This is a genomic window from Streptomyces sp. NC-S4 (genome assembly GCF_054353315.1).
Map to the genome: position 1 here is coordinate 23,773 of NZ_JBTHJD010000002.1, position 22,785 is coordinate 46,557.

23 protein-coding genes are annotated in these 22,785 nt (G+C 70.0%); 9 read left to right on the plus strand and 14 right to left on the minus strand.

Annotation, left to right across the window (positions count from 1 at the left end):
- Positions 1–30 precede the first annotated feature (30 nt).
- Positions 31–1,143 (plus strand): hypothetical protein, encoded by a 1,113-nt coding sequence (locus ACXNSR_RS38975; RefSeq protein ID WP_458643588.1) that lies wholly within the window; start codon positions 31–33, stop codon positions 1,141–1,143.
- Between the two features lie 180 nt (positions 1,144–1,323).
- Here ACXNSR_RS38975 and ACXNSR_RS38980 read toward each other — a convergent pair whose 3' ends face one another.
- From ACXNSR_RS38980 to ACXNSR_RS38995, 4 genes are all read right to left on the minus strand, one after another.
- The gene (locus ACXNSR_RS38980; RefSeq protein WP_458643589.1) at positions 1,324–2,058 is read right to left on the minus strand and encodes a hypothetical protein; all 735 of its coding nucleotides are present in this window, start codon (positions 2,056–2,058) and stop codon (positions 1,324–1,326) included.
- 194 nt (positions 2,059–2,252) lie between these two features.
- Complete coding sequence (locus tag ACXNSR_RS38985) at positions 2,253–3,104, minus strand: nucleotidyl transferase AbiEii/AbiGii toxin family protein (protein ID WP_458643590.1); 852 nt, start codon at positions 3,102–3,104, stop codon at positions 2,253–2,255.
- Between the two features lie 130 nt (positions 3,105–3,234).
- A complete protein-coding gene (locus tag ACXNSR_RS38990; protein WP_458643591.1) occupies positions 3,235–4,491 on the minus strand; it encodes a type IV toxin-antitoxin system AbiEi family antitoxin domain-containing protein in 1,257 nt (418 codons plus the stop codon).
- Between the two features lie 123 nt (positions 4,492–4,614).
- Positions 4,615–5,019, minus strand: a complete 405-nt coding sequence (locus ACXNSR_RS38995) for a GIY-YIG nuclease family protein (protein WP_458643592.1) — start codon at positions 5,017–5,019, stop codon at positions 4,615–4,617.
- 203 nt (positions 5,020–5,222) lie between these two features.
- On the opposite strand from ACXNSR_RS38995, the gene ACXNSR_RS39000 reads away from it, so the two are divergent.
- From ACXNSR_RS39000 to ACXNSR_RS39010, 3 genes are all read left to right on the plus strand, one after another.
- Positions 5,223–5,858, plus strand: a complete 636-nt coding sequence (locus ACXNSR_RS39000; RefSeq protein WP_458643593.1) for a ParA family protein — start codon at positions 5,223–5,225, stop codon at positions 5,856–5,858.
- Between the two features lie 80 nt (positions 5,859–5,938).
- A complete protein-coding gene (locus tag ACXNSR_RS39005) occupies positions 5,939–6,775 on the plus strand; it encodes a hypothetical protein (protein WP_458643594.1) in 837 nt (278 codons plus the stop codon).
- 213 nt (positions 6,776–6,988) lie between these two features.
- Complete coding sequence (locus ACXNSR_RS39010) at positions 6,989–7,399, plus strand: hypothetical protein (protein ID WP_458643595.1); 411 nt, start codon at positions 6,989–6,991, stop codon at positions 7,397–7,399.
- Between the two features lie 155 nt (positions 7,400–7,554).
- On the opposite strand, the gene ACXNSR_RS39015 is transcribed toward ACXNSR_RS39010, so the two are convergent.
- The 8 genes from ACXNSR_RS39015 to ACXNSR_RS39050 all read right to left on the minus strand — a co-directional run bounded on the left by ACXNSR_RS39015 (position 7,555) and on the right by ACXNSR_RS39050 (position 12,912).
- Positions 7,555–9,306, minus strand: a complete 1,752-nt coding sequence (locus ACXNSR_RS39015; protein WP_458643596.1) for a DUF2637 domain-containing protein — start codon at positions 9,304–9,306, stop codon at positions 7,555–7,557.
- Positions 9,307–9,437: 131 nt separating this feature from the next.
- On the minus strand, positions 9,438–9,581 hold the full coding sequence (locus ACXNSR_RS39020) for a hypothetical protein (protein WP_458643597.1): 144 nt from the start codon (positions 9,579–9,581) through the stop codon (positions 9,438–9,440).
- Entirely contained in the window at positions 9,578–9,712 is a 135-nt protein-coding gene (locus tag ACXNSR_RS39025; protein ID WP_458643598.1) for a hypothetical protein, read from the minus strand. Before ACXNSR_RS39025 ends, ACXNSR_RS39020 begins: the two co-directional genes overlap by 4 nt.
- Complete coding sequence (locus tag ACXNSR_RS39030) at positions 9,712–9,900, minus strand: hypothetical protein (RefSeq protein ID WP_458643599.1); 189 nt, start codon at positions 9,898–9,900, stop codon at positions 9,712–9,714. The genes ACXNSR_RS39025 and ACXNSR_RS39030 overlap by 1 nt, the downstream gene beginning before the upstream one ends.
- Positions 9,901–10,092: 192 nt before the next feature.
- Entirely contained in the window at positions 10,093–11,253 is a 1,161-nt protein-coding gene (locus ACXNSR_RS39035; RefSeq protein ID WP_458643600.1) for a hypothetical protein, read from the minus strand.
- Between the two features lie 23 nt (positions 11,254–11,276).
- The gene (locus tag ACXNSR_RS39040) at positions 11,277–11,732 is read right to left on the minus strand and encodes a hypothetical protein (protein WP_458643601.1); all 456 of its coding nucleotides are present in this window, start codon (positions 11,730–11,732) and stop codon (positions 11,277–11,279) included.
- Positions 11,729–12,427, minus strand: a complete 699-nt coding sequence (locus ACXNSR_RS39045) for a hypothetical protein (RefSeq protein WP_458643602.1) — start codon at positions 12,425–12,427, stop codon at positions 11,729–11,731. The genes ACXNSR_RS39040 and ACXNSR_RS39045 overlap by 4 nt, the downstream gene beginning before the upstream one ends.
- An 80-nt stretch (positions 12,428–12,507) precedes the next feature.
- On the minus strand, positions 12,508–12,912 hold the full coding sequence (locus tag ACXNSR_RS39050) for a WhiB family transcriptional regulator (RefSeq protein ID WP_458643603.1): 405 nt from the start codon (positions 12,910–12,912) through the stop codon (positions 12,508–12,510).
- Positions 12,913–13,352: 440 nt separating this feature from the next.
- Between ACXNSR_RS39050 and ACXNSR_RS39055 the strand changes: the two genes are divergently transcribed.
- From ACXNSR_RS39055 to ACXNSR_RS39070, 4 genes are all read left to right on the plus strand, one after another.
- On the plus strand, positions 13,353–14,108 hold the full coding sequence (locus ACXNSR_RS39055) for a GntR family transcriptional regulator (protein WP_458643604.1): 756 nt from the start codon (positions 13,353–13,355) through the stop codon (positions 14,106–14,108).
- 105 nt (positions 14,109–14,213) lie between these two features.
- Entirely contained in the window at positions 14,214–14,492 is a 279-nt protein-coding gene (locus tag ACXNSR_RS39060; RefSeq protein ID WP_458643605.1) for a helix-turn-helix domain-containing protein, read from the plus strand.
- A gap of 443 nt (positions 14,493–14,935) precedes the next feature.
- Positions 14,936–16,600, plus strand: coding sequence for a hypothetical protein (locus ACXNSR_RS39065; protein WP_458643606.1), 1,665 nt, complete (start codon positions 14,936–14,938; stop codon positions 16,598–16,600).
- 345 nt (positions 16,601–16,945) lie between these two features.
- Entirely contained in the window at positions 16,946–18,310 is a 1,365-nt protein-coding gene (locus ACXNSR_RS39070) for a replication-relaxation family protein (RefSeq protein WP_458643607.1), read from the plus strand.
- A gap of 345 nt (positions 18,311–18,655) precedes the next feature.
- On the opposite strand, the gene ACXNSR_RS39075 is transcribed toward ACXNSR_RS39070, so the two are convergent.
- Together ACXNSR_RS39075 and ACXNSR_RS39080 are read right to left on the minus strand one after the other, a co-directional pair.
- Positions 18,656–18,931: a hypothetical protein gene (locus ACXNSR_RS39075; RefSeq protein WP_458643608.1), complete on the minus strand. Its 276-nt coding sequence runs from the start codon at positions 18,929–18,931 to the stop codon at positions 18,656–18,658.
- A 558-nt stretch (positions 18,932–19,489) separates the two neighbouring features.
- Complete coding sequence (locus ACXNSR_RS39080) at positions 19,490–20,197, minus strand: hypothetical protein (RefSeq protein ID WP_458643609.1); 708 nt, start codon at positions 20,195–20,197, stop codon at positions 19,490–19,492.
- Between the two features lie 334 nt (positions 20,198–20,531).
- On the opposite strand from ACXNSR_RS39080, the gene ACXNSR_RS39085 reads away from it, so the two are divergent.
- Positions 20,532–21,938 (plus strand): hypothetical protein, encoded by a 1,407-nt coding sequence (locus tag ACXNSR_RS39085; RefSeq protein ID WP_458643610.1) that lies wholly within the window; start codon positions 20,532–20,534, stop codon positions 21,936–21,938.
- Positions 21,939–22,785 lie beyond the last annotated feature (847 nt).

A 22,785-nucleotide genomic window follows, 5' to 3' on the forward strand; every position in this document is an offset into this window, starting at 1 on the left:
GACCAACACCCACCCCGCGGGGGCCTGCTGATGCTGTTCGAGCCCAGCGACCCGTGCGACAACATCACGGGACCCGTGGCAGGGGTCTGCAAGCCCGGCACCGGTGGCGGCGGCACGGGCGCCGGCGGCGTCGTCACCCCCGCCGACCCGATGGGCGAACTCGACCCGCTGACCGCCCTCGCCCACTCCACCGCCAAGGCGGCCCACTGGACGGCGCAGCAGCTCGGCAAGGTGGTCGGAAACCGCGACGCCGTCGACCTGACCAACACCGGCTTCCTCCAGCAGTACGCGGTCGTGTTCGCCGCCTCCACCATCCTCGTCCTGGTGCTCTGGCTGCTCGCCGTCGCCAAACGCGCGATCCGGGGTGTACCGATGACGACCGCGTTCTCGGAGGCGATCGGACTGCTGTGGATCGCGGTGGCCGCCTCCGCGTTCACCCCGCTCATCCTCTACACCGTGATCGGCGCCGCCTCCGCGGTGACCGACGTCCTCGTCAGCGCCCTCGGCAGCAACCCGAACGGACTGTTCGACAGCCTCGGCGCAGACCTGGAGGCCGGGAAGGTCGGCGGCGGTCCGCTGATCCTGCTCCTCGTCTCCGTCGCCACCATCGCCCTGTGCGGGGCCCTGTGGCTGCTCCTGATCATCCGTGCCCTCGCCCTGTACGTCGGAGCCCTGTTCTCCGTGGTCGTCTACGCGGGCCTGGTCGACCGGGACTGGTGGGGCCACACCCGCCGCTGGGCCGGGGTCATGTTCGCGCTCATCGCGGTCGAACCGATCATCGTGATCGTCATCGGTCTCGCCGCAGCCCTCCAGACCAGCCCCGACACGAACAAGGTCGTCACCGGGCTGGCCATCACGCTCCTCGCGCTCGGTGTCTCCGTCTACCTGGTGTGGAAGGTGCCGGCCCTCGGCGACGCCGTGAAGGTGGCCCGCACCGCGGCAAAGGCGACCGGCGGCGCGGCCCGCGCGATCACCGGCCCGGCATCCGCATCCGCAGGCGTCATGCGCGGCATCAGCGCTCACGGAGACCGCGGGCACGCCCGGGGCGGGTCCAGCAGCGTCGGCACCCAGAAAACCCCGAACAACGTCTCCGGAGGCATCGCCGCCCACTCCCAGCGCAAGCCCAAGGAGTCAGACAAGTAGCAGCCGCATGCCCAGGGCAGGAGCCGTCTCCCCGGCGGGGAGACGGCTCTTCACTGTGCTGCCTCTGCTGCCTCTCCGCTTCCCTGCTTCCGGGAAGTGGCTGTGAACATGAGAACGGGGTTCTGGCCCAGATCTTGAGGAGCGGTCGCGGAGCGTCACCTAAATGTTCGATTGGGGGCTTCAGAACCGCCCGAATACGCGCTTGAGAAGGGCGGTAAACACTGCCAGGAAGAGCCAAGTCCAGATCAATGCAACGCCCACCTGCAGGAGTGGCGAATCCTTCTCTGAAGCACCAGGTACAAAACTTGCAACCACTGGGCCGATCAGCAGGTTGTATACGAGGGCAGCGCCGCCTGCCCATCTAGTGGCTTTACGCCAGGGGCCAATGGGAGGCACCTCCCCGGTGAAGCTCTTTGGGTCGACATTGGCCAGGTGGGCAGACGTGGACGTCAGATGAGGATGGGCTCCGTCAACAAGCAGCGAAACCGAAATCCGTTCACGGCTTTTGATCAGGCACGGCTGAACACTGATCGTGCTGCCAGAGTGGCTGACGCGGGGGATTTGAGCGCTCGTGGGCACGACACGAGGTTCCCCGATCATGTCGATGACGACCGCCCCGATATCGAATGTGAGTGCCCCATGGAAGTCACCCGGGGCGATGTCGCGTGGCCCCCGCGAGATCAGTTCCACCTCGACGTGATGCGGATGATCGAGCGGGACCTCACCCACAGGCAGGACAAGACGCTCCCGGACAGCTGGCGAGACATTCAGCAACGGTGTTGCAAGCGACATGCTGTAGTAAAGGTGAGTCCTTGCCCGCCAGAACCACCACCCCATGACGATAGTGAAAAGCACGCCAACGACGAGGCCCACAGGCCCCCAAAGAGCAGATGTGAGAAAGGCGCCCTGGGTCATGAAGTAGATCAAATCACCCTGTGCTCTTTACCTCTCGCAGACGGCAGCAGTTGCTGCCCTGGTCGCCTCGTTCAGCGGTGCTTCATGGTCCCGTGTCAGACATGGAGGGCGGGACAGCTCCGTGATTACTCGCGTACACAGCCAGGGAATCGAAGGGGCAGTCCTGTCAGGGACGGGCGGCAGCCGTGCGGATGTCAGCCGCGGACCCACTCCGCTTTGTCCGGATGCCAGGTACCGGCGAAGACGCTTCCCAGGAGCGGGGTGACGAAGGTGTGGGCGGCCGCGGCCGCCTCCTCCCACGTCCTGCAACCGGTCAGGCCGGCCACGTCCACGGCCGCCTTGGCGTAGCCAGCACGCCATGTCGGGGCGGGCATCTGAAATTCGGACGGCAGGCGCAGCTCGGTGTAGCTGGCGTGGGCGGTGCGGTGCGCTGCCTCGCTGTGCAGGGCGTGGTGGGCCTCCGCCGCGGCGATGGTCTCGTTCTGGCTGATGAGGAGGATGTCGGCGAGATCTCGGAAGCGGCTGGAGGGCGTGGTGCCGCGCCACTCGTACATGGCGCAGATCTTGTCCGCGAGGTGGTCGACGACGGGGTAGAGACGCACCTGCGGCCAGTCGGTGGGCCAGGGCAGGTCGGGGCGGGGCATGAGCTGGAAGTCCGCGGGGTTGGCCGTAACGTTCTTGCCGGTGACCAGGTCCACATGGACCGAGTCCACTTTGCGGGGTCCGATGTAGACGTCGAAGGCCTGGTTGATGCCGTCGCCGTTGGTGCCCTGCAGCTCCATCCGCCGTGGCACGAACCGCAGGTGGTCATGAAGGTCGACGGCGGCGCCGGCCAGGAGGGCGTCCAGGGCTTCCTCGGTCGTTCCGTGCAGGCGCTGGAGGTCGATGTCCTTGCTGAGGCGGGCGAAGGACGGGTAGCGGACAAGGAGGGCCTGACCGCCTTTCAGTAGCCAGCCGGTGGGCTCCGCGGTGAAGACCCGGGCGGTCAGACGCTGGAAGAAGAAGCCGCGCATCAGCGCCGCGACGGTTCCGCCGTCCTGCTTCACGACCTGTTTGGCGTGCTCCTTCAGAGCCTTCTCGAAGCTGGCAGGCGTGGTGTAGGTCTTGCCGTTGGTACTGATCTCGACTCCCCCGGTCCCGGTTCAGGCATCCCAGGGTATCGGCGAGGTCTACGGCTCACTCGGGCCCGTCGGACGGCGTGGGCTCCTGGGCGTCCCCGTCGCCCGGTTCGAGGACGGGGAAGTCGATGTCGGGCAGGGGGAAGGCCAGTTCCTTCAGCTGTTCGGCAAGGGCGGTGCTGTGCAACATTTCCGCGATCCTTTCGCCGACGATCTGCGCGGGGCGCTCGGAGACCACTTGCGCAACCCGTGCCGTGGTCTCCGAGAGGGCCGCGATATGGGCGGCGGGGGCGATGTTGTTCATCAGTTCCGTGATCCTGGCGGCGGCGATCCGCGCGGGATCTTCGGCGATCCACTGGGCCAGCACGGTCGTCTCCAGCCGCGAAAGCGCCCCGACCGACCTGAGTGCCTCCTGATACGCCTGTCCAGGACTCTGGCGCGCGATGTTCTCCAGCGCCCTTCGCACCCGTTCGCCCGGGGCATTGGCCAGTACATGAGCTACTGATTGATCGCCAACCTCATAGCGGCGGCTCCCAGCTGCACGCGCGGCTTCGTACATGGCCGCCCGGCCGGGGGACGCCGTCCCATGAGCAATGACTGCTTCCTGAATCGCGGAATTGATGGCGGCGCGCGCTCCCGCAGTGGTGAGCTGCTCGTCCCTCAGTGTGAAGCCGGCTTGTTCGGCGAGGAAGTTGAGCAGGTCGGATCCGGATGCGTTCTTGGGGAGGCCGTAGGCGCGCGCATGGGGCTGGACCCGGTCCGCGAGTACGCGGGTGTCTGTCAGGCCTCGCTGGTCGGCGTCGGCGAGGACTCGGCCGATGTGGCCGCCGTCGGCGCGGGCGCGCAGGAGGTCGCAGATGGTTCGGTCCACGGTGGTCGTGGGCAGGCCGTCGACGAGGGTGACGTCGGCGGCTTCGATCTCGGCTTTGTGGAGGGTGACGCCGGGCTCGCGTGTGGTCCTCCGTCTGGGGACGGAGATCTCGACGTGGTCGGCGGGAATGTCGCCGATGTCGTAGAGCTGGCAGGCGGACGCGTGCGAGACGACAGCGGCCCGGTCTCCGGTGAGTGTGCGCTCCCAGGCCGGGACGCCCGGGTCGAGGCGGAGCCAGGCTGCCTTGATGTCGAGGTGGGTGGCCGGTGCCCCGCCGGCCACCTGGTAGACCCCGTGGACTGCACGCAGAAGCAGTTCCGCGTCAATCAGGCGGGCGAGGTCCACGCGGGAGATCCCAGCTGCCTGGGCCTGCCGCGCTGTGACCAGACCCCACTGGTCAGCGGCAATCGCGCCGAGCCGCCGGATCGCCTCACTCCGATTCATGCAGCAATAGTAACAGTCTGCCAATGGAGAGCAGCGTTTGCTGCATCTAAGGTGTAACAAACGCTGTATCGCTCTCTGATCCACTGGTACTTTCGCTGCCGCTGGTGCTGCCATCCTCATAGGTCAGCCGTCATCGACCTCTTCTCTACGCGTCAGGACGCCCTGAAGCGTGAGCCGCCAGTGATACCAGCGCATGCGGTAACCGATCCGGGTCTCGCGGTATTGGTAGGCGGTGCGCGCTCCGTGCGGCTGAGGCGGTACGCCGGGAGGCAGGTTCGACGCCATGTTCGGCCACGAGCTCTTGTTGTAGCGGGCGCCCTCTTCCCGGATCGCTGCGCCTTCGGCCGCCCATGCCTCTCGCCGCGTGTCGTACCAGGTGAGGTGCTTGTGGGTGACCTCAGGCCACCACAGCATTTGCTTGCAGTGGTCCTTCCAGCGGGACGCTGGATTGCAGGTCAGGCCGATGTACAGAAGTGCCTCGTCCGCGTCGTACAGCCGATAGACCGCAGCGGGCTGGTCATAGTCCACTCCGGGATGCTCCCGGACGGCACTGACAGCGACATCACAGCACCGAGTCCCCGCACGGGGGGAGTTGGGGTCCTGGCGAACCGGCCGGGAGAGCCTTCCGCGATGGCTCCGCTCCACTTCCCCGATTCAAGGAAGTGGAGCTGTCGCTTCGGCAAGTGACGCTGGAGGGCTGCACACGCGAGGGCGGGCAGTATCGTGCGGTCATGTTCATTGCTGCTGTCTCGCCCCGATCCACTGGAAAGACCACCGTCATCTGGTGGCTGCTCCATGCCCTCCACGCGCGCGGGTACAACGTCAAGGGGTTCGACGCAGACGAGTCGAAGCAGCTCTACCGGTGGTGGCAGGCGTCGGACCAGGACTTCGACGTGACGCGTCTCGCGGACACCCGGTTCCACGAAGAGGCACCGGGCGAACTCCCGGACGGCCACGTCGGCGCGGTCGACTGCGGTCACCTGGAGAACCACGCCGGTATCGGGTACTCGGTGCTGCGGGTCGCGGACCTGACGATCGTGGTGTGCGCCGCGACCAACGGGGACGTCGAGCGCATGGAAGAACTGCCGATGGACGGCTTCCTGGAACTGTCGTGGCGCAAGCGTGCCGACAACGTCCCTCCGCCTCCGGTGTGGGTGCTCCTGGTCCGCGTGCAGCCAGGCACCCGGACGTCGCCGGAGGGTATCCGCAAGGGCCTGGTGGATGAGGGCTGGAACGTGTTCACGACGATGATCCCGTCCGTCCAGAGGTACGCGAACACCGGCGAGGGCCTGCCCATCCACGCGGCTGGCTCCCACTTCGACGAGCTGGTCACGGAGATGGAGCAGCGGGGGCTGATCAGCAAGTGAGCAAGAGCCCCACCCCCGAGGAACTGCGGGCACTCCGGAAGCTCCGCAGGCAGCAGGAACAGGAAGCATCAGGGAGCGCCGTGGCGACCCTGACCGAGGACGACGTTGCCCAGGGCCGGCCGCAGCCGATGATCCGGTTCGAGCAGCTGCCGGCCGCGGTGGACGCGCCCGACGCTCACGGGCCGCTCACCGCCGAGGAAGAGCAGACCTGGGAGCTGTGCCAGCGCTCTTTCGCCCAGTACAAGGACGCGTGGTTCGTCGCGGCAGGCGCGCTGGACATCTCTCTGCGGGGCCGGCTGTGGCGGCGGGACTACGACACCGCCGAGGCGTTCATCCGGGATGTGGCGGACATGTCGACGTCGAACGCCTACCGGCAGATCGCCGGGGCTCGCATCGCTGCGCTTCTCGCCGAGCCCCCGCGCCTCGAACTCGAATCGAACAATCTGTCCCGCATGCGGGACTCGGACAACGTGCGGGCCTACGTGATCAGCCAGCGCGCGGCAGAGAGCCTGACACCCATCCGCGAGGACTACGGAGAGGACGCTGCCGCCGAGGCGTACCGGACGGTGGCCGAGGCGACCGGCCGCGACAAGGTCAGCCAGAAGACCATCACCGGCATCGTCAAGCAGTTTCCCCGCAGGGCCGTGGAAGACCTGAACGCCGAGGAGCGTCGGGAGCGCATCCACGCACTCGCGGTGCAGCAGGCCACCGCCGAGGCGGCCGCCAGGGCGCAGCCGACGCCGGTTGCGGCGTTCGCGGCGTATGTGGCCACCGCCGAGGCTTTCGCGGGCAAAACGGACGGGTTGGCGGCCGCGTACGCCGCAGCCGCCGAGGCGGACCCTGCGGAAGCGAAGCGCCTCGCGGTCCGGCTGCGGGACCACCTGACGGTGGTGGTCGACAACCTGCCGGACGTCTAGGACCCACCACCCTGTTCGGTTTTCCTGGAACGGCGAGTCCCGCATGCGGGACTCGCCGTTCTATTTCATTCGAACGATCTGTCCCGCATGCGGGACTCGTGCCGGACCTCGCACCTCGATATCCCGGCGGTGCCGTCAGCGCACCATCGCACGGAACCGGGGTGTTCCCGGAAAGCGGGTCCCCGGTCTCGCCGATGCTGCACCGTAGGGGTCATGACGAAGAAGAACCCCTTCATGCTGACCACCTCCGACCAGTGGATCGAGCTCGAGTCAGATCCGCTCGCCCGGTTCGAGCACCTCAACGACCCTGATGAAGCGGGCAAAAAGGCCGGATACTCGGAGTGGGGCACGCTGTCCGAGAGGGACCTCACCCCGCTGTGGCTGGAGATCTACCGCCGCAACGGGGGTCTGGACGCCGACCCGGAATTCATGGTGGTGATCTGCAACCACGGCGTCTACGAGACGGTCTATGCGGAGAGCGCGCCAGCAATGATGAACCTGCAGGCCCGTTGGGCGCCTGCAATCCAGGCTGCTGCGGTGACCGGGCTGCTGGGCGAACTCGAAAACGACAGAACCTACTCCAGCTTCGCAGGCCTGGTCCGTCAGGCCCTCGCCCAGGGCTGACGCATAGGCCCCAGCCAGAGTGTCGGGGCAGTCACGCAGGCTCAAAGTGCCTGTTCGCAGCGCCTCATGTTGGGTCGTACGGTAGAACCACGGGGCGGGGCCCGCGGCGATTCCAGCGCCGCGGGCCCCGCTCTATGTCGTGCCTGCCCCTCTCCCTACTGGGAGATGTCCGGGTCGAACCCGGCCTCGGGGTTGTAGCCGCGGCCGATCAGCTCCTCGGCCGACTTCCTGTAGGTGCTGGCTGTGGACGGGGACGCCCCACCAAGGGCCGCGGCGATCTCGGCACCGTCAATCTGCGGGTTGACGAGCAGGAGCCGGGCGACGACGCGGGTTTTGAGCTGCACCATGGACATGTCGGCGAGTGCCTCGTTCTGCGCGGCCCGGGCCCGTGCTGCGGCGGCCAGTTCCGTGTTTTCGGCGGCCAGGCGTCGCTCTTCGGCGGCGACCCGTGTCTGTTCGGCGGCCAGGCGGTCGGCTTCGGCAGCGGCGAGTCGGTCCTGCGCCGCACGAAGGTTCAGCGCCTCCGCGCGCTGCGCCTCGGCCGCCTCGGCCGCCGCCTTCCTCACTTCTTCGTCACGCAGTTCGGCGGCCGTGGCGGCCTCTGCGGCGGCCAGCCGGTCGGCTTCGGCGGCCCGGAGCCTCGCTGCGGCGGCGCGCTCGGACTCTTCGGCGGCCGCCTCGTCGGCGGCGCGGCGCTCCTCCGCGGTCGCCGCCCGCTGCACCGCCGCGAGGGTGCGCTGGGCCTTCAGTTCGGCGGCCGCGGTGGCGCCCTGGGCCTCGGCCTCGGCCACCTTCTCCGCGCCGGCGACCCGCGCCTTCAGCTGGGCCAGCTCGCCCTCGGCGTCCAGGGCCTCGGCCTCGGCCCTGGTCGCGGACATCCGCTCGGCGTGCTTCAGCTCCCGGTCGTGGCGGTCGGCCTCGGCCTTCAGCTCGCGCTCCTCGCGCTCCGCCTGCTGGCGGCGCTGCTGCTCGGCCCGCAGCATCCGGGCCGGGAGGGCGCGGGCCTGCTCGACGGTCACGCCGTGCGGGGCCAGGAGCACCGGAAGGCGGTCGAGTACGCCCACGTCGTCCTTCTTCAGGCCCTTCACGATCTCCTCGCGGTGGGCGAGCCACACCTCGTAGATGGCCAGCTCGCGGCGCTGACGCCGCACCTGGCTGTAGGCCATCCCCCACCGCTTCACCGTGCGGAAGGCGCGGTAGGTGTCGACCGGGTTCAGCACCCACCGGTGCCAGGGGATCGGGTCGCGTCCGACGCCGAGTTTCAGGGCGGCCTCGGTCACGAGGTAGTGGCGGCCGGCGCCCACCAGGACCACGAAGATGACCGGCATGAAGGCGTGGCTGAGCGCCTTGTCCCAGTGCTGGACGACCGAGCCGTGCGCGATGGCGTTCAGGACGATGGTCAGCGCGGTGAACAGGTGCGCGATGGGGAGCAGGACCCAGTAGGAGCGGCCGCGGGTGGCGAACAGCAGGTCGCCGACGAGGCAGATCAGGATGGTGACGTCCACCCCGATCGCGAACAGCGTGCTGTCCGCGCCGTCGTCGAATCCGAACCGCTGGTGCGCGGCACTGGAGAGGTTGCCGAAGGAGAGGTAGAAGCCGACGGCACCGAGGGCGATGCCGCCGACCAGGAACACGGCGCCGAGCCACCAGCGGAGTCGGCTGCTGCCCTGCGGAGCTCCCTCGTCCGCTTCGGCCGCCGTACCGGTGGCGGTGCCGTCCCGCTCGTCGAGCCAGCCCGCCAGGCCGTCCGCCGAACGGGGGCCGAGGGTCGCCGCAACCCGGTGCGCGGTCGCCGCAATGGGGTCTGCGGCCGCTGCAACGGCGCGGCCCGGTACCGGAACCGGTGCTGCGGGTGCCGGGGCGGTCCCCTGTGCGGGGACCGTTCCCGACTCGATCGTTGTGGTCATCTCTCTCCTCTGTCGAAACCGCTGGTGGTGACCGGGCGGGCGCCGAAACGGTACCCGCCCGGGCCGCAATGGCCCCGGTGGCGCTGCCCCATCGTGCCGGGGTGCCTTCCGTGGCGGGAGTGGTGGGTCGGTCAGGAGTGCGAATTGAGGCCGGACATGGCCTGTCCGTGGCGGCGGAGTTCGGCCTCGGCCTGCTGCCGCATGGCCTCGGCGCGGGCGGCTGCCGCAGCCGCTTCCGCGGCGGCCTGGGCCTGTGCCTGCTGCTGGGCGTTCATCGGGCACCCCCGAGGACAGCGGTCAGCAGGCGGACGGTCCAGCTGCCGCACGTACGGCACACGTACTGCCTGGTCTTGGAGTCGTAGCGCATCTTCCGGCCGTGGCAGACCGGCGCCGTGTGGCGCGCCATCACTTCCACCACTTCCGGGCGCCCGAGGAGTCCTGGTCGGTGGTGCCGGTGCCGGCCGTGGGCCGGTCCGTGGTCTTCTCGGTCCAGCCGCCGGTCTCGGCCGAGTAGGAGCGGCCGTGCTGCTGCCGGTTCGCGTCGCTCTGGCCCGCGCCCAACTCGGCCTGGCTGATCGTCTTGCGGAATGCCATGATGGCGTCTCCATCTTCTGGTGGATTCGCCCGTCCCGGGGTTACTTGGTAGGTGGCCCGGGGCGGGCTTTTGCGTGTCCCGAACCCCTCTCGGGGACGGGCGTTCTGGGGTGTCAGGAGGCCGATAGACCTCCCGTAAGGGGCCGTTAGGGCGACCGATAGAACCGCAGGTCAGCGCGGTGATAGGGCCGTCTATCGGCCTTCCTGGACCCCCTCCTGGAAGGGGGCCGGGGAAGGGGTCTGGGAAGGGGCCGGAGCGGGGGCCGACAGACCCCCGGGGATGAGGGTGAGGAAGGCCGCTGCGGGGGTCTCCCGGCGGGCCGGGACAGGGGCCGCGGCGGGGGTGCTGGCGGGGGCCTCCCCCGGGGCCGGGACGCGGGCCCCGGCGGGGGTGCCGAGAGGGGCCTCCCCCCGGGCCGGGACGGGGTCCCCCGCGGGGGTCCGGGTGCCGGCGGCCGGGGTGTTCTGGAGCAGGGCCGTGGGGCTGTACCCGTGGGCCGCGACGAACGCGTCCACCCTGGCCCCCGCGCGGGTCACCGGCTTGCCCTCGATCCGCATCCCGAGCTTCTCCACCGTGGGGATCCCCGCGGCCTCCAGCCACTGCCGGAACTTGGTCTGCTCGGTGTCCTGGGGAAGGAGCCCCGAGGCGACCGCGCTGTCCAGCAGAACGTCCAGGTGGACCCCCGCCCTTTTGCTGAACTCCGCGTCAGACAGATCCCTGATCACGTGCCACAGCAACGCGGCGCCCGGATGGGCCGCCGGGGGAGCGGCCTCCTGGCCCTCCTCGACGTCGTCCTCCTCCTCGGACTCCCCGAACCCGTCCTCGGACTCCCCGAACCCGTCCTCGGGGTCCTCGGCTCCGGCCGCCTCCGGGGGAGGGGAGACCATCCACGCGGCGACCGCCCACACCAGCGCTCCCCCGCAAACGATCATCGAGCCGTTCCCGCCGACCAGATCAGCGATCATCGGACCTGCGGTCTGCGCCCCGGCGTACACCCCGGCCGCGCCGAGGAGGCCGCCCAGCCCGAGGACCGCGAGCGCGTCGCCCTTGTCCCTGCGGACCATGACGACCGGCGGCGCGGTGATGGCGGCCAGCTGCTCCGCCGTCAGCTCCCCGTCGTCGTCATCGTCTTCGTCCTCCCCGTCGTCGGCACGCTTGCGGCGCCGGGCGGCCGCCGCCTTCGCCTTCGCCGCCGCCCGCTTCCGCGCCGCCTCGTTCGCCGCCTCCTGGCGCTCCGCCGTGGCGGCCGGGTCGGTGCAGGCGGTCTCCCACATCCGGCTGCCGGCCGTCGCGACGCACGTACAGATCCGCCCGCCGAGGACGAGCGACCCGGACACGAGCGCTGCCAGCACGGAGCCGATTCCCTGGACCCCGCTCACAGCGCGCCCACTGCCTGAGCACCGAGCAGCAGGGCGTTGTGCACGATGCCCCAGATGCCGCCCGCCTCGGAGTAGATGACCCCGGCCCCGATGCCGAGGAAGGCGGGGATCCACAGCCGCTTCCACTCGAACAGGAAGATGATCGCGGTCAGGCCGAGGGCCGTCCCGCCGAGGCCGATGTCCCCGAACGTCCCGCCCTGGATCAGGCTCTTCGGCAGCTCTGCCGCCGCGTTGGTCAGCTGGGACAGCGCCGTGTTGGCGGTGGCGGAAAGGATGCCCAGGGCGATGCCGAGGCCGCCCGAGCGGTCCCTGTCCAACTTCACGCGCTTCGAGCCGCGCAGGCCGGCCAGGAGCACCACGCCGTTGGTGAAGGCGAGGCCACTGGTGCCGACCCCTCCGAGGACGGGACCGGCCGCCATAACGACGTCGGTGGCGAGGGCGATGGAGTTCACAGCATGGCTCCAGGGGCGTAGAGGAGGGAGGAGACGACGAGCGTGGCGAGGGGGACCCGAGCCAGCCACCGGACCGGCGCGGGGCGGGGCTTGCGGGTGATGCGGCGCTCCAGGAGGAACAGGCCGTACCCAGCACCACCCGCGATCAGCAGGGGGGCGAGGATGACGGGCCAGGGGGCGAGTTCGGCGAGGCCGGTACGGATCAGCTCTCCGGTCCCCTGGCCCCAGAAGGCGGCGCCGATCATCCCCGCCGGGCGGGCGAGGAGTCCGAACAAGCCGGGGAGCCGGTGGAGACAGACGAGCTTGACGGCATGCCAGCCGACGTACGCGGCGCCGATCGTCACGCCGAACACCGTCACGTTCACCAGGGACGTCATCGCCTCGGCGAGGAGGGCCGCTCCGGCCCACGGGTCGCCGGTGGTGAAGCTGAGGATGCCGTGGCCGACCGCTGCGGCCGAGGCGTTGTACGCGGCCCACCGCAGGCGACGGTTCGGAACCGCCTCCCCAGCTGCGCTGCGGACCTCACCGGCCAGTTGGGTCCAGGTGGTCTGACCGCGCAGCGCGGCCCACGTCGCCTTCCGCAGACTCGCCCCCTTCGCGGCCTTCCCCGGGGCCGTCCCCGACCCGGCGGCCGGAACGGCCGTGACCCGGCGCGCGCGGCGGAGCCGAGCACGAGCCGTGGTCGTGGCACTCACCTCGGGCCCTGGCAGGTCAGCCTCAGACGGCGACGGCGTGCCCGGCTCCTTCGCGGCCGGAGTAGTGGCAGAACGCGCCCTCACCGCTGCACCCCGTTCCGCAGCCGCTTGCCGAACAACTTCACGTGCAGCGCCCGCCGGTCCGCCTGCCGCATTCCCCCGCGCACCCCGATCACTTTCGACGGGGTGGAGGACGTGGTCAGGTCCTCGCTCAGGCACCGGGCCAGGACCGGGCAGCCATCGCAGTGGGCCAGTGCCGTCCGCTCCGCCTCCGAAGGCACAGCCGCGCCCGCCGTCAGCTCCCACGGCTCCGGGTAGAACACATTCGGGTCCACGCCCACACAGGCGGCACTGCCCGACCGCTCCCGGCGCACCGCCGGAGCGGGGGCCAGGTCCTCGTACGCCCACAACCGGTCCAGCCAGTCGGCCGGACGTGCTGCGGCCCAACCCGTCGGCAGCGGGGGCACCCCGCGCACGGCGCTCACAGCTCTACTCCCAGTGCCCGCAGGCTCGCACGCACCCGCAGCTCGTCCCCACCCAGGCCCGGCGCCTCCGGCACCGTGGGGGTGGGAACGGTCATCGCCGTGGTGCAGCACCGGTACGGCAGAACCGTCCGGGTACGCACCACAACACCGCGCACACACCTCTGCACCCGCCACCTGCGGAATGCGTCTGACACCATCGCCATGTCGGCGTCCTCTCACAGCGGACCACCCGACAGCGGGCACGAGGCTGCAACCTCGTGCCCGCCGCCCGGCCGGTGTGTCCTCACCGGCCGGGCACCTGCGTTTGCAGGCGGGCACCACGCCTAGACTGAAACAACCTTCGTTATTGCCTAGGCATTAATGAGGATGCCCGCCCGTTTGGCTGTTGTCAATAACGCCTAGGCGATAAGGTGTGGCGTGAACACAGGAGGTGCAGGCACATGACCAGTTCTGGAGACCTCTCCGCAGAGCTGCGCCGGCGTATCGCGGTGGGGGAGTACCCAGTGGGCGTCAGGTTGCCCACAAACGCGCAGCTCATGGCCGAGCATGGCGTTTCGAAGGCGACGGTGACCAAGGCAATCGCGTCTCTGGCCGACGATGGGCTGGTCTTCTCGTCAAAGCGAGCTGGCACCATCGTCCGCTCCACCAGCTCAATCGCCCTGCCGTTGAGCAGGTATGGGCAGGTGCTCAGGCCGGGCGGACCCGCAGGTCCGTGGGAATCCGCCACGGCAGCTGCAGGCCTTGAGGGTCACATGCAGTTCGTCTCCGTGGAACGTGTCCACGCAGACGCCAGCCTGGCCGGACTTCTAGGGCTCGCCGAAGGCGATGAGCTGGTCTATCGCGTACGCCAGGCTGTCCTACTCCCCAATGACGTCGTCCAACTCCAGCAGGCTTGGTACCCCTCAGTCATCGCCGAAGCAGCAGGCCTCGACCAGGACGGAAAGATCGACGGCGGGATCTACGGCGCACTGACAGAGGCAGGCCACCAACCCGCCAGCGCCAGCGAGACCGTCGGCGCCCGGGTGCCTACCGAAGATGAAGCCACCCAGCTCCGGATCGGTGGACGCGTCTGGGTAATCACCGTGGAACGACTCACCCGCGACGCACAGGGCCGCCCCCTGGAAGTCATGCGAGCCGTCGCCCCTGCCGACCGGCTGCAACTCAGCTACGACAACCTGCCCCTCACGTCGGGGTGATCGGCCCTCAGACGTCTCCGGGCAAGGCGACACGCCAGTTGCGTTGTGGGTTGCCGAACGGCAACTACGCGATATCTTTCACTTCTCTTGATGTTGGAGGTGCGAATGACGACCGCTCATGACCCTGTGTCCGCCGTGAATGCCCTGCTCGACGAGCATGCACCACTGCTGCCTCCTGCCCTTCGGGCTCCGCTTCGACGTGCGGCCGGTCTGTCTCAGCGGCAGGTGGCAAGCGCGATCGGTGTCCGGCCGCTGCAGATCCTGCGTTGGGAAGCGGGCAGTGTCGAACCCCGCAACGGCGAAAAGCGGCTCGCGTACAGCCGTCTGCTCCACGGCCTCGCCCAGCAGCACCCCGACGTCGTCGCTTCGACCGCAACGCCCTAAAAACTGAAGAGGCCGTCCCTGCGCCAACAGGAACGGCCTCACTTCAGTTCGACTCGCTACCTACCACAGCCCGAGTCGTGTCCGGAGAGGTGACCTCGCCGGGGGTGATGCCCGTGGGCCCATGGCCCGCGTGGTCACCGATACCCAGAATAGGCGGCCTGACATCCAGAGGCCACCATCCTGGGCCCTTGTCTGGTCACACTGCCGTCCGCGGCTCCCCTAAAAGGGGAGATCATTCCCGTGCTTGACCTGCACGTTTACGCATCAATCGAGCTCCGGCCCGCTGGCTGGACCCGCGCCCTCATGATCTTTGCGGGGGGTGCTCGGTGAGCCTCTACCCCGAGGTACGGCGCGGGGGCAACCTGCCGTTCGGCCAGTCGTGCAACCGGTGGGTGTGCGATCCCCGGTACTCCACGAACTGTCGGACCCTCTACGCGATCCTCGTGTCGTACGTCGACACGCACACCCGCGACACCCAGCGCGGCAAGCCCTACCGGCAGGAGCTCGCCCGCCAGCTCGGCTGCTCCCCGTCGACTCTGGACCGCACCCTCTTCGAGGGCGAGGTGGCCGGCCTGTGGACCGTCCACGCGCGGACCGACCCTGACAATCCCGACCTGAACGACGCCAACGTGTACGAGCTCCACGATGCGGCGCTGATGTACGCCGGTCACGGGGAGTGGGTCGACCCTCTGCCGCCCGGGGTCCTGGCAGCCGATGTGGCGAAGGAGCTCATCGAGGAGCGGCGCGCGGCGAAGCGGGCAGCCGGTCAGGTGCGCAAGGGCGGCGTGGCCAAGGGCGTCAGCACGAAGAAGCTGCGCGCCGAGCGGACCGCGCAAGAAGCGTCTGCCGCCTCCGAGACAGCCCGCACTCCCGATGCGGATGGCACAGCAGCCGCATCCGAAACTGCCGGGCCGGAAGCTCCTCAGCCGCAGGGGGGTGGCAGCACCGGTGCTGCCAGGGGTGGCAGCACCGGTGCTGCCAGGGTGGCAGCACCGGTGCTGCCCAATGTCTATAGCCCTGTCCATAGCCCTGTTCTAGAGCCGGAAAAACCCTGTGGTTCGGCCGGAGGCCAAGGTGCGGGTGGTTTCGCGCGTGCGGGTGCGCGTGCGGGCGCGGACGAGGAAACTCCGGCCGCTGCGGGCGGCTCCGCCGCGAACCAGGAGAAGGGTGGCAAGGGGGATCAGCGGCACGGGCGGAAGGCGCCGCAGAAGATCAGCGAGCTGCGGCCCGTGGCGGGTGAGGAGGAGGTCTACGTACTGCTGGACGGACTCGGAGTCCTGGACGCGCCCGCAGCCCGGATCAGCATTCTGCGCAGGGCCGTCCGCGAGTTCCTCGGGCACAACCCCAGTGCCACGCCCACCCCGTTCGACATGTACCCGCGCACGCCCGAGCACGCCGCGACACGCCTCCTGGGGAAGTGGCACCGGGCCCAGGGACCGCTGCGCGCGTCCAAGGGCTATCAGGGTTCGGACAGGATCCTGCGGCCCGCCGGCTACCTGGCGGAGATTCTCTTCGAGCAGGCATGCGAGCTGCCCAACTGCGAGACGGGCGTTCTCCTCGACACCGGGGCATGGTGCCGGCAGTGCCGGTACCGGGCCCACGAGCGCATTCAGAGCGCTGAGGTCGCCCGGCTCGATACACAGCACCGGGAGCAGCTGGAGCAGCAGCGGGCCGAGGCTGCCCTGAAGCGTGAGGTTGAGATCGAGGCCGTCTACGACGAGGCCGTGGCCGCGAACGAGGCGTTCGACCGGCTGCGGGCAGCCCGTGCTGCCGAGGCCGAGGAGACCGCCCGGCTGCGGGAAGAGCTGGCCGCTGAACACCCGGAGCTGATCGTTGCTGCCCCCGCGGCGGAGATTCCGGGCCCTCGGGACCGTGCCGGAGCCTCCCGGCGCGGCCGCTACACCGTGGAGGAGGAAACCGTGCGTGCTGCCCTGCTGCGGGAAGGCCTGCGCGGTACCGCCCTGGACGACGCTGTCCGCAGCCACATGACCGCCTGGAGGCTCAAGCGCCGGGAGGAGGCCCAGGCTGCCGACCTGGCTGCTCGCGCTGTTCCCGTCGGCGCATGGCCGACGGGAAGTCACCAGCAGCCCGAGAAGGCGCCGTTCTAGCCCCTGGGCGGCCCGCTGGAGGCCTGCGGGCCCCGGCTGGCCCCCTTTGGCCGACGAGGGGCGGACAGTGGCTGAGTGGGCTGCTGAGGCCTGCGTGACGTGCGGAGGAGGCATCGTCGGCAAGCCAGGCCTGCGGTGGGCAAGCCAGGCTTGCCCACCCTCCCGGCACCTGGATGCGTCCCTGTAACTCTCCCTTGTCTTCCCCCTGTGGTGAACCTCCGGCCTGAGGACCGAGTTTCAGCAGCTCACACCGTGTTCTGAAGGAAATAGCCAGCCTCGACGCCTCTCTTATCCATGATCCTGTGCAGAGTCGTTGAGGTTGGTATGCGGGCAGGGGGAGGGCTGATGGCGGGGACGGCGGCACGCCGGTACGGGTCGACGGCGAAGACCCGTACCCAGGTGCTGGAGGCGCTGGGCGTGGTGAAGATTGCCACGGCGTCCCAGATCCGGGCGTTGATGTGTCCGGGCACCGCGGACGCCGGAACGGTGCGTGGCGGGGCGAAGGACCTCGAGGCCGAGGGCCTGGTCCTCAGCGCCGGCCGGACATCGCGGGTGGAGGAGGACGGGCGGCGGATCACGGAGAAGCTGTGGTCGCTCACGCCGTCCGGGCTGGAGGCGGCTGCGGTGGTCCTGGACCGCCCGGTGCGGGAGATGGGCGGCACCGCGAAGGCAGCGGCGGCCTCGGGGGCGAAGCATGCCGGCCGGGTGACCGACACCCTGGCCGCGTTGCTGCAGACCCCGCCGGAGCCCACCGCGCCCGTGCTCCGCAAAGGCGCCGTCCCCGCTCCGGCCGCTGCGCCGGACGAACGGCCGCCGGGGCTGGGCCCCATCGGCGCCTGGTCGACCGAGGTCAGCCTCCCGGTCACCGGCTCCTTCGCCGCCCCCGGCCGGGGCAGCGTCCGCGCGGACCTGGTGCTCGCGCTGCCGGGCGGCCGGCTGCCGCTGCTGTTCGTGGAAGTCGACAACGGCACCGAAGGACCTGCGGTCCTGGCAGAGAAGATCCACCGCTACCAGAGGTTCTTCGCCCGCACCGTGAGCCAGGCCGGCCGCGAGACGGTGCTGTGGCGCACGGTGTGGACCGCCCCGGCGAGCCGGGAGCTCCCGCACCCGCCGCTGGCGATCGTGTTCACGAAGAAGATGGGCGCGACCGCGATGAAGACCCGCATGAGGGAGGTCGCGCGCCTGTCGGAACCGGCGTGGCAGGGCCGCTGGACCACCGGCTACACCGCCCTGAACGGCACACCGGGGGACGGCTACCGGGACTACCAGGGCACCGTCCCGGTCGTGGTGACCGTCCTGGACCGCCTCGAGCAGCACGGCCCGCACGGGCCCATCTGGTGGCGCTACGGCCACCAGGAGCTCCAGACCCTCACCGACGCCCTGGACGACCCCGACGACCACCGCGCCTACACCGTCCGGGAGACGCAGCGCAGAGCGGCCGCGGACGCCGCGCGCGAGCGCCGGCAGCAGGAGCAGGCGGAAGAGCGCCGACGTCGTGAGGCTGCGGCCTGGCCGTGTCCGGAGTGCGGCCGCCGGGTCTACCCACCGGGCGACGAGTGGAGTGACGGAGCCGAGCCCGGCAGCCTGTGCGGGATCTGCCAGTCCCGCGCCGACCACCAGACCCGCCAGACACAGGAAGAAACAGAGCAACAGGGGACTCTGGAGCGGCAGACCAGGTCGGACGGCTGGCGGGGCTGGCTCGGCCGCTGAACTCCCGCCACCTGAAGCCGTGGGCAGGCGGAGCCGCTCACTCTTCGGTGGACGCTGCTCCCGGCCCCAGCCGACGACGCCCACCCACAGCCGGCGGCCGTGCGGGGGAGACAGACGACCTCACAGTTCCGGGGGCCTGGACCTCAGCGGCGCGGGCGAGTTCGGCAGCGAGACGGCCACGCGGCGCGGCCGGAGCCTGGGATATGGGGCGGGGGCCGGAGCCCAAGGGACGACGCTCGGTCATCCGGCCAGTGTGGACCCGCACTCCCAGCAGAACGAATCCAGGCCCGGTGCGCAGGTCCCGGCCGCCCCTCCGCCGGCCGGGACCCCTTCCTGTGCGCGGCGCTACCGACGGCGCCGCAGATGAGGCACCAGCACCGCCACCGCGGCGACGTACACGCCGAGCGTGCCCAGCGCGACCTGCGCCGGGTCGGCCCAGGACGGCGCCAGCCGCACGACGATGCCCGCACCGCCCGCGAGCACGGCGCCAATCCCCAGGAGCAGCAACAGGAAGAGAACATCCCGCTGGCGCCGCAGCCGCGCGAGCTCCTGCGCACCGGTCTGCTCCTGGGCGGCCGCCTGCGGGCGGGCGGCCACGGGGTCGTGCTGGGTGATGGTCATGGGGTGATCTCCTCGGCTCAGGTACTCGGGCGGGCGGAGCCTCTGGGATCCGCACCGCTTGTGTCGCGGGGTGGGTGTCGGACAGCAGGTAGCCGTCCGACACCACGGACCCTGAGCCCTGAGAGGGTTAGCCACGCAACACCCCGTCCCGACGGGGATATGCGACTCCCGGCAACCGCTCTGAGCTGCGCTTTTGTTAGCGGTGAGCGTTTCCGTAGAGCCTGGAACACAGGCAGGGTTAGACACGCAAGCCAGTCCGATATGACCTGAATCCCGCATTCATCCTGTGATGTAGATCACGAGTGAGCGTGCCGCCGCGCCCCACCCCAGCCTGCCGACAGCAGGGACCCTTCGAGGGAGTTGCCACCAGGTCCGCCAGGCGTCCCGCCTCCCGCGTTCACATCCACGGGGGAGGGTTTGCCTATTCCTGTGAACTACCGCTGGATCTGCACCCTGGTGAGCTGCGAGTTGACCACCAAGCCCATCGTTGAAGAGGGACTTCCCAAATTTGGGAAGTCCCGCTTGTTTTCGCGGATTCTGGCCCGTGGCCCTGGCCGACTACGTCTCGTCGGGCGGTGGGCTGCCGCCGAATTGGATTCGGGGCGGGTCTTCCACGGCGTCGGGGTCGGTCCTGGGGTCGTAGGCGGTCAGGCCGGTGGAGCGGACGTGTTCGGCGATCCTGAGCCATTCGCGGTGGTCGATCTCGGCGGCGAGGGCGGACCAGTCGTGTTCGGGGTCGTCCAGGGCGAGGCCCTGGACGTGGTGGACCTGTTCCAGCGCCTCGCCGGTGGCGTGGTCGATCTGCTGCGGTGTCATCCCGTTGGCGTTCCGGCAGATCAGGGCGCGGTGGAACCGTTCGGAGTCCGGGTGGACCTCCAGCTGCTCGCCGGGCGGGCGGAGCCAGCGTGCGGGGATGGTGTGCTCGGTGGTGGCGGGGAAGGTGATCATGCGGCCGGTGTGGTCGGTGACGATGCCGGTGATCTCGTACTCCTGGCCATCGGCGAGCCCGAGACCTGCGGCCTGTTCGCCGGTGAGGCGCAGGGTGACGCGGCCGGCGGGGAGTTCCCGGGTGGCGGTCACGGTGCCGGGGGCGTCGCCGTACCCGGTCACGGTGACCGTGATGCGCCGGCCGCGGGCCATGTAGAGCTGCATGTCCGCCTGCCACCGCGCCACCGATTCCCCTGGCCCGGTCCGGTACTCCGGCGGTAGCCGCTGGGGGATGCGCGCGATGTAGGCCGCGCCGACTTCCACGTCCTCGATGCGCACTTGTCGTCCCTTCCGCATCTGTCGGCCCCCAACTCCATCGTGCCCGGTGGGGGCCGCCCCTACGAGGCGCGGCCGGGGCCTTTCAGCAGGGCGTTCGATGCCCGGTGCGGCGGCCGCGGGGTTGCCGTCATGCCGCTGTCACGGCAGAACGGCGAACCGTCGGAAGCGTCCCCCGAACGGGTGAATCCGGGCCTCGTGTACGCGTACGCGACTTGTGCGGGGTGCCTCCAACTTGCCCTGAAATTATGGCCATTGACAGCAAACAGGATCTTTCGGCATGTTTCGGGCACGACCCGGTAGTCGGGCTGTTTGGGTGTGGATGGGAGTGGTTTTCGTGGTGCGTGAGGTGTTCGACGAGGGGCAGGCGGCGAGCCGGCTGCGGGTGCCGGTGGCGGCGTGGCGGTGGGCGACCGGCACGGGGCTGGTCCCAGCGGCGGACGCCGGGGCGGGACGGTGGTCGCGGGCGGTGGTGGAGGCCGCCGACCCCGAGGCGGTGCGGGCGGCGCTGCGGGCGATCGAAGCGGGGGTGGCGGCGGACCGGCTGACGGAGGCCCTGGGGGTGCCGCTCCCGATCCTGCGGCCGAGGGTGACCGCCTCGGCCGTCGGCCACCTCGTCCGTGCTGGCCTGCTGGTCTACCTCGGCGGGGACCCGCAGTTCCCCGTCGTCCATCCGGACCAGGTGGCCGCGCTCGCCCGTCGGCGGGACCTGCCCGCCGTTCTCGACCGGCACGTGCCCCTCGGCCCGGACCAGGCCGCGGTGCGCCTGGGCGTGCGCCGTTGCGACTTTGATCAGGTGGTGCGGCTCGGGTGGCTGGCCCCGGCCGGCACGGTGGAGGTCGACTACAAGCGGCAGGGTGGGGTGACGACGGTCCCTCTGTACGACGCCCAGGCCGTCGCGCTCCTGGAGGTGGTCCACCCGTCCGTCGACTGGCGGGCAGTGCGTACCACCGCGGCGGGCCGCCGCTCCCCGCTCGCCGCCCTTACCCCGCTCGTGCCGGGCGAGGACCGGGTGTTGTTGGCGGGAGTGGCCCGGATCGCCGGGGTCGGGCGGGCCGCGGTGGCGTCCTGGCGCCGCCGCCACCCCGACTTCCCCGACCCGGTGGCTGGCACGGACGTGCATCCGCAGTTCGACTTCCGCGCGGTCGTGGCGTGGCTCCTGGCCCACGACAAGATCGAGATCCCCACCGGGCCGACGATCGCCACGCTCGTGCTGGCCGGGGTCGGGAGCGGGGGTGTCTCGCACCGGTTCCGCCTTGATGACCCGTGGCTCACCCTGGCCGACGACGCCGACGGCGAGGACACGTTGTCCGGCTGGTCCACCGACGACGACGCCGACGCGATCACCGCCCTGGCGGCGGGGGAGTTCGGGGCGTCGCTGCACCGGCTGACCGCGCCCGGTACCGGCCCGCTGGCGGTGCCGGGCGTGGTGCGGGTGATCGACCGCTTCCGCTCGGGGTCGGGGGGCCTGCGCCTGACGCTGGCCTGGCCCGCCGGCCTGCGCGGCACCACCTCGCGGACCGGCGGAGGCGGCGTGGTCCGCCATGGGATCGCGTACGCGGGTCCGGGCGAGGCCTGCGTGTGTGCGTGGCACGACTGCGGCGGCGTGGTCCCGGTCTCCTGGTGCGCCGAGCACGGCGACCGGGTGGAGCCGGTGCTGGAGTGGCACCCCGGAGGAGGGATCCGCTGCACCGGCCTGTCCCGGGCACGTGGCCTCACGGTCGCCCGGGGTCGGGCAGACTGACCGCCCTGACGGATGACGAGAAGGCCAACGTCCTGCGCCAGGGTATCGAGGACTACCTGAGCGAGGTCGATGCCGAGGACCTGGACTCGGAGGACCTGGCGTGGTCCCTGGTGGGTGCCCTGCGCCGAGCAAAAGCAGAGCGGGCCGCCCGCCAGTAAGCCAGCCAACATTCCCATCAATGAGCCTCCGGCATTCCTGCCGGAGGCTCATTTACTGAATCCGCATTTTGCGTTTTCGGTATTTCGCGGAGGCTTTTATTTGATAGCCCTCCGGGGGTGGTGGGGTGGTTTTCGGGTTTCTGTACTGGGCCGTGTGGAGGTGTTTCGTTTTTGGTTTCGGGTTGGTGCTGTTTTGGTTTCGGGTTGGTGCTGTTTCGTTTTTGGTATTCGGGTCGCGGAGTTTAAGGATTGCATCCCGGCGTGGGTACCCCCTTCTCCTGCTGGCGTTTTTGGTTTAGACCACTAGGGGCAGCGGTGCGGTGGCCTTCACCACGTTGTGTAGTGGTCTCTCGGGGGGTGTGGTGAGGGTGGACACGTCCTCGGGATGTGTGCATACTGTTGCGAGAGGGAGCGCGCAGCGCGACCGGCAGTCCGGGGGTCCCGCAGGGACCAGCCACCCGGATCCCGTACCGCACACACTGTCAGAAACCCTCTCACCAGCGGAAATCAAGCCCCTGACAGACCGCCAGGAGCCCACCACCCGCCCGCCGGCCTCACCGCCGGCCCCAGGGCCCCGAAGCAACCCGGGCCCTCCCGCAGTCACCGCAGGTGACTGCCAACCGGGCACACTCCGCCCGGCGCTGCGCAGCAGCGCAGCCCCCTCAGGAGTGACGCAGTCACTCCGCGTC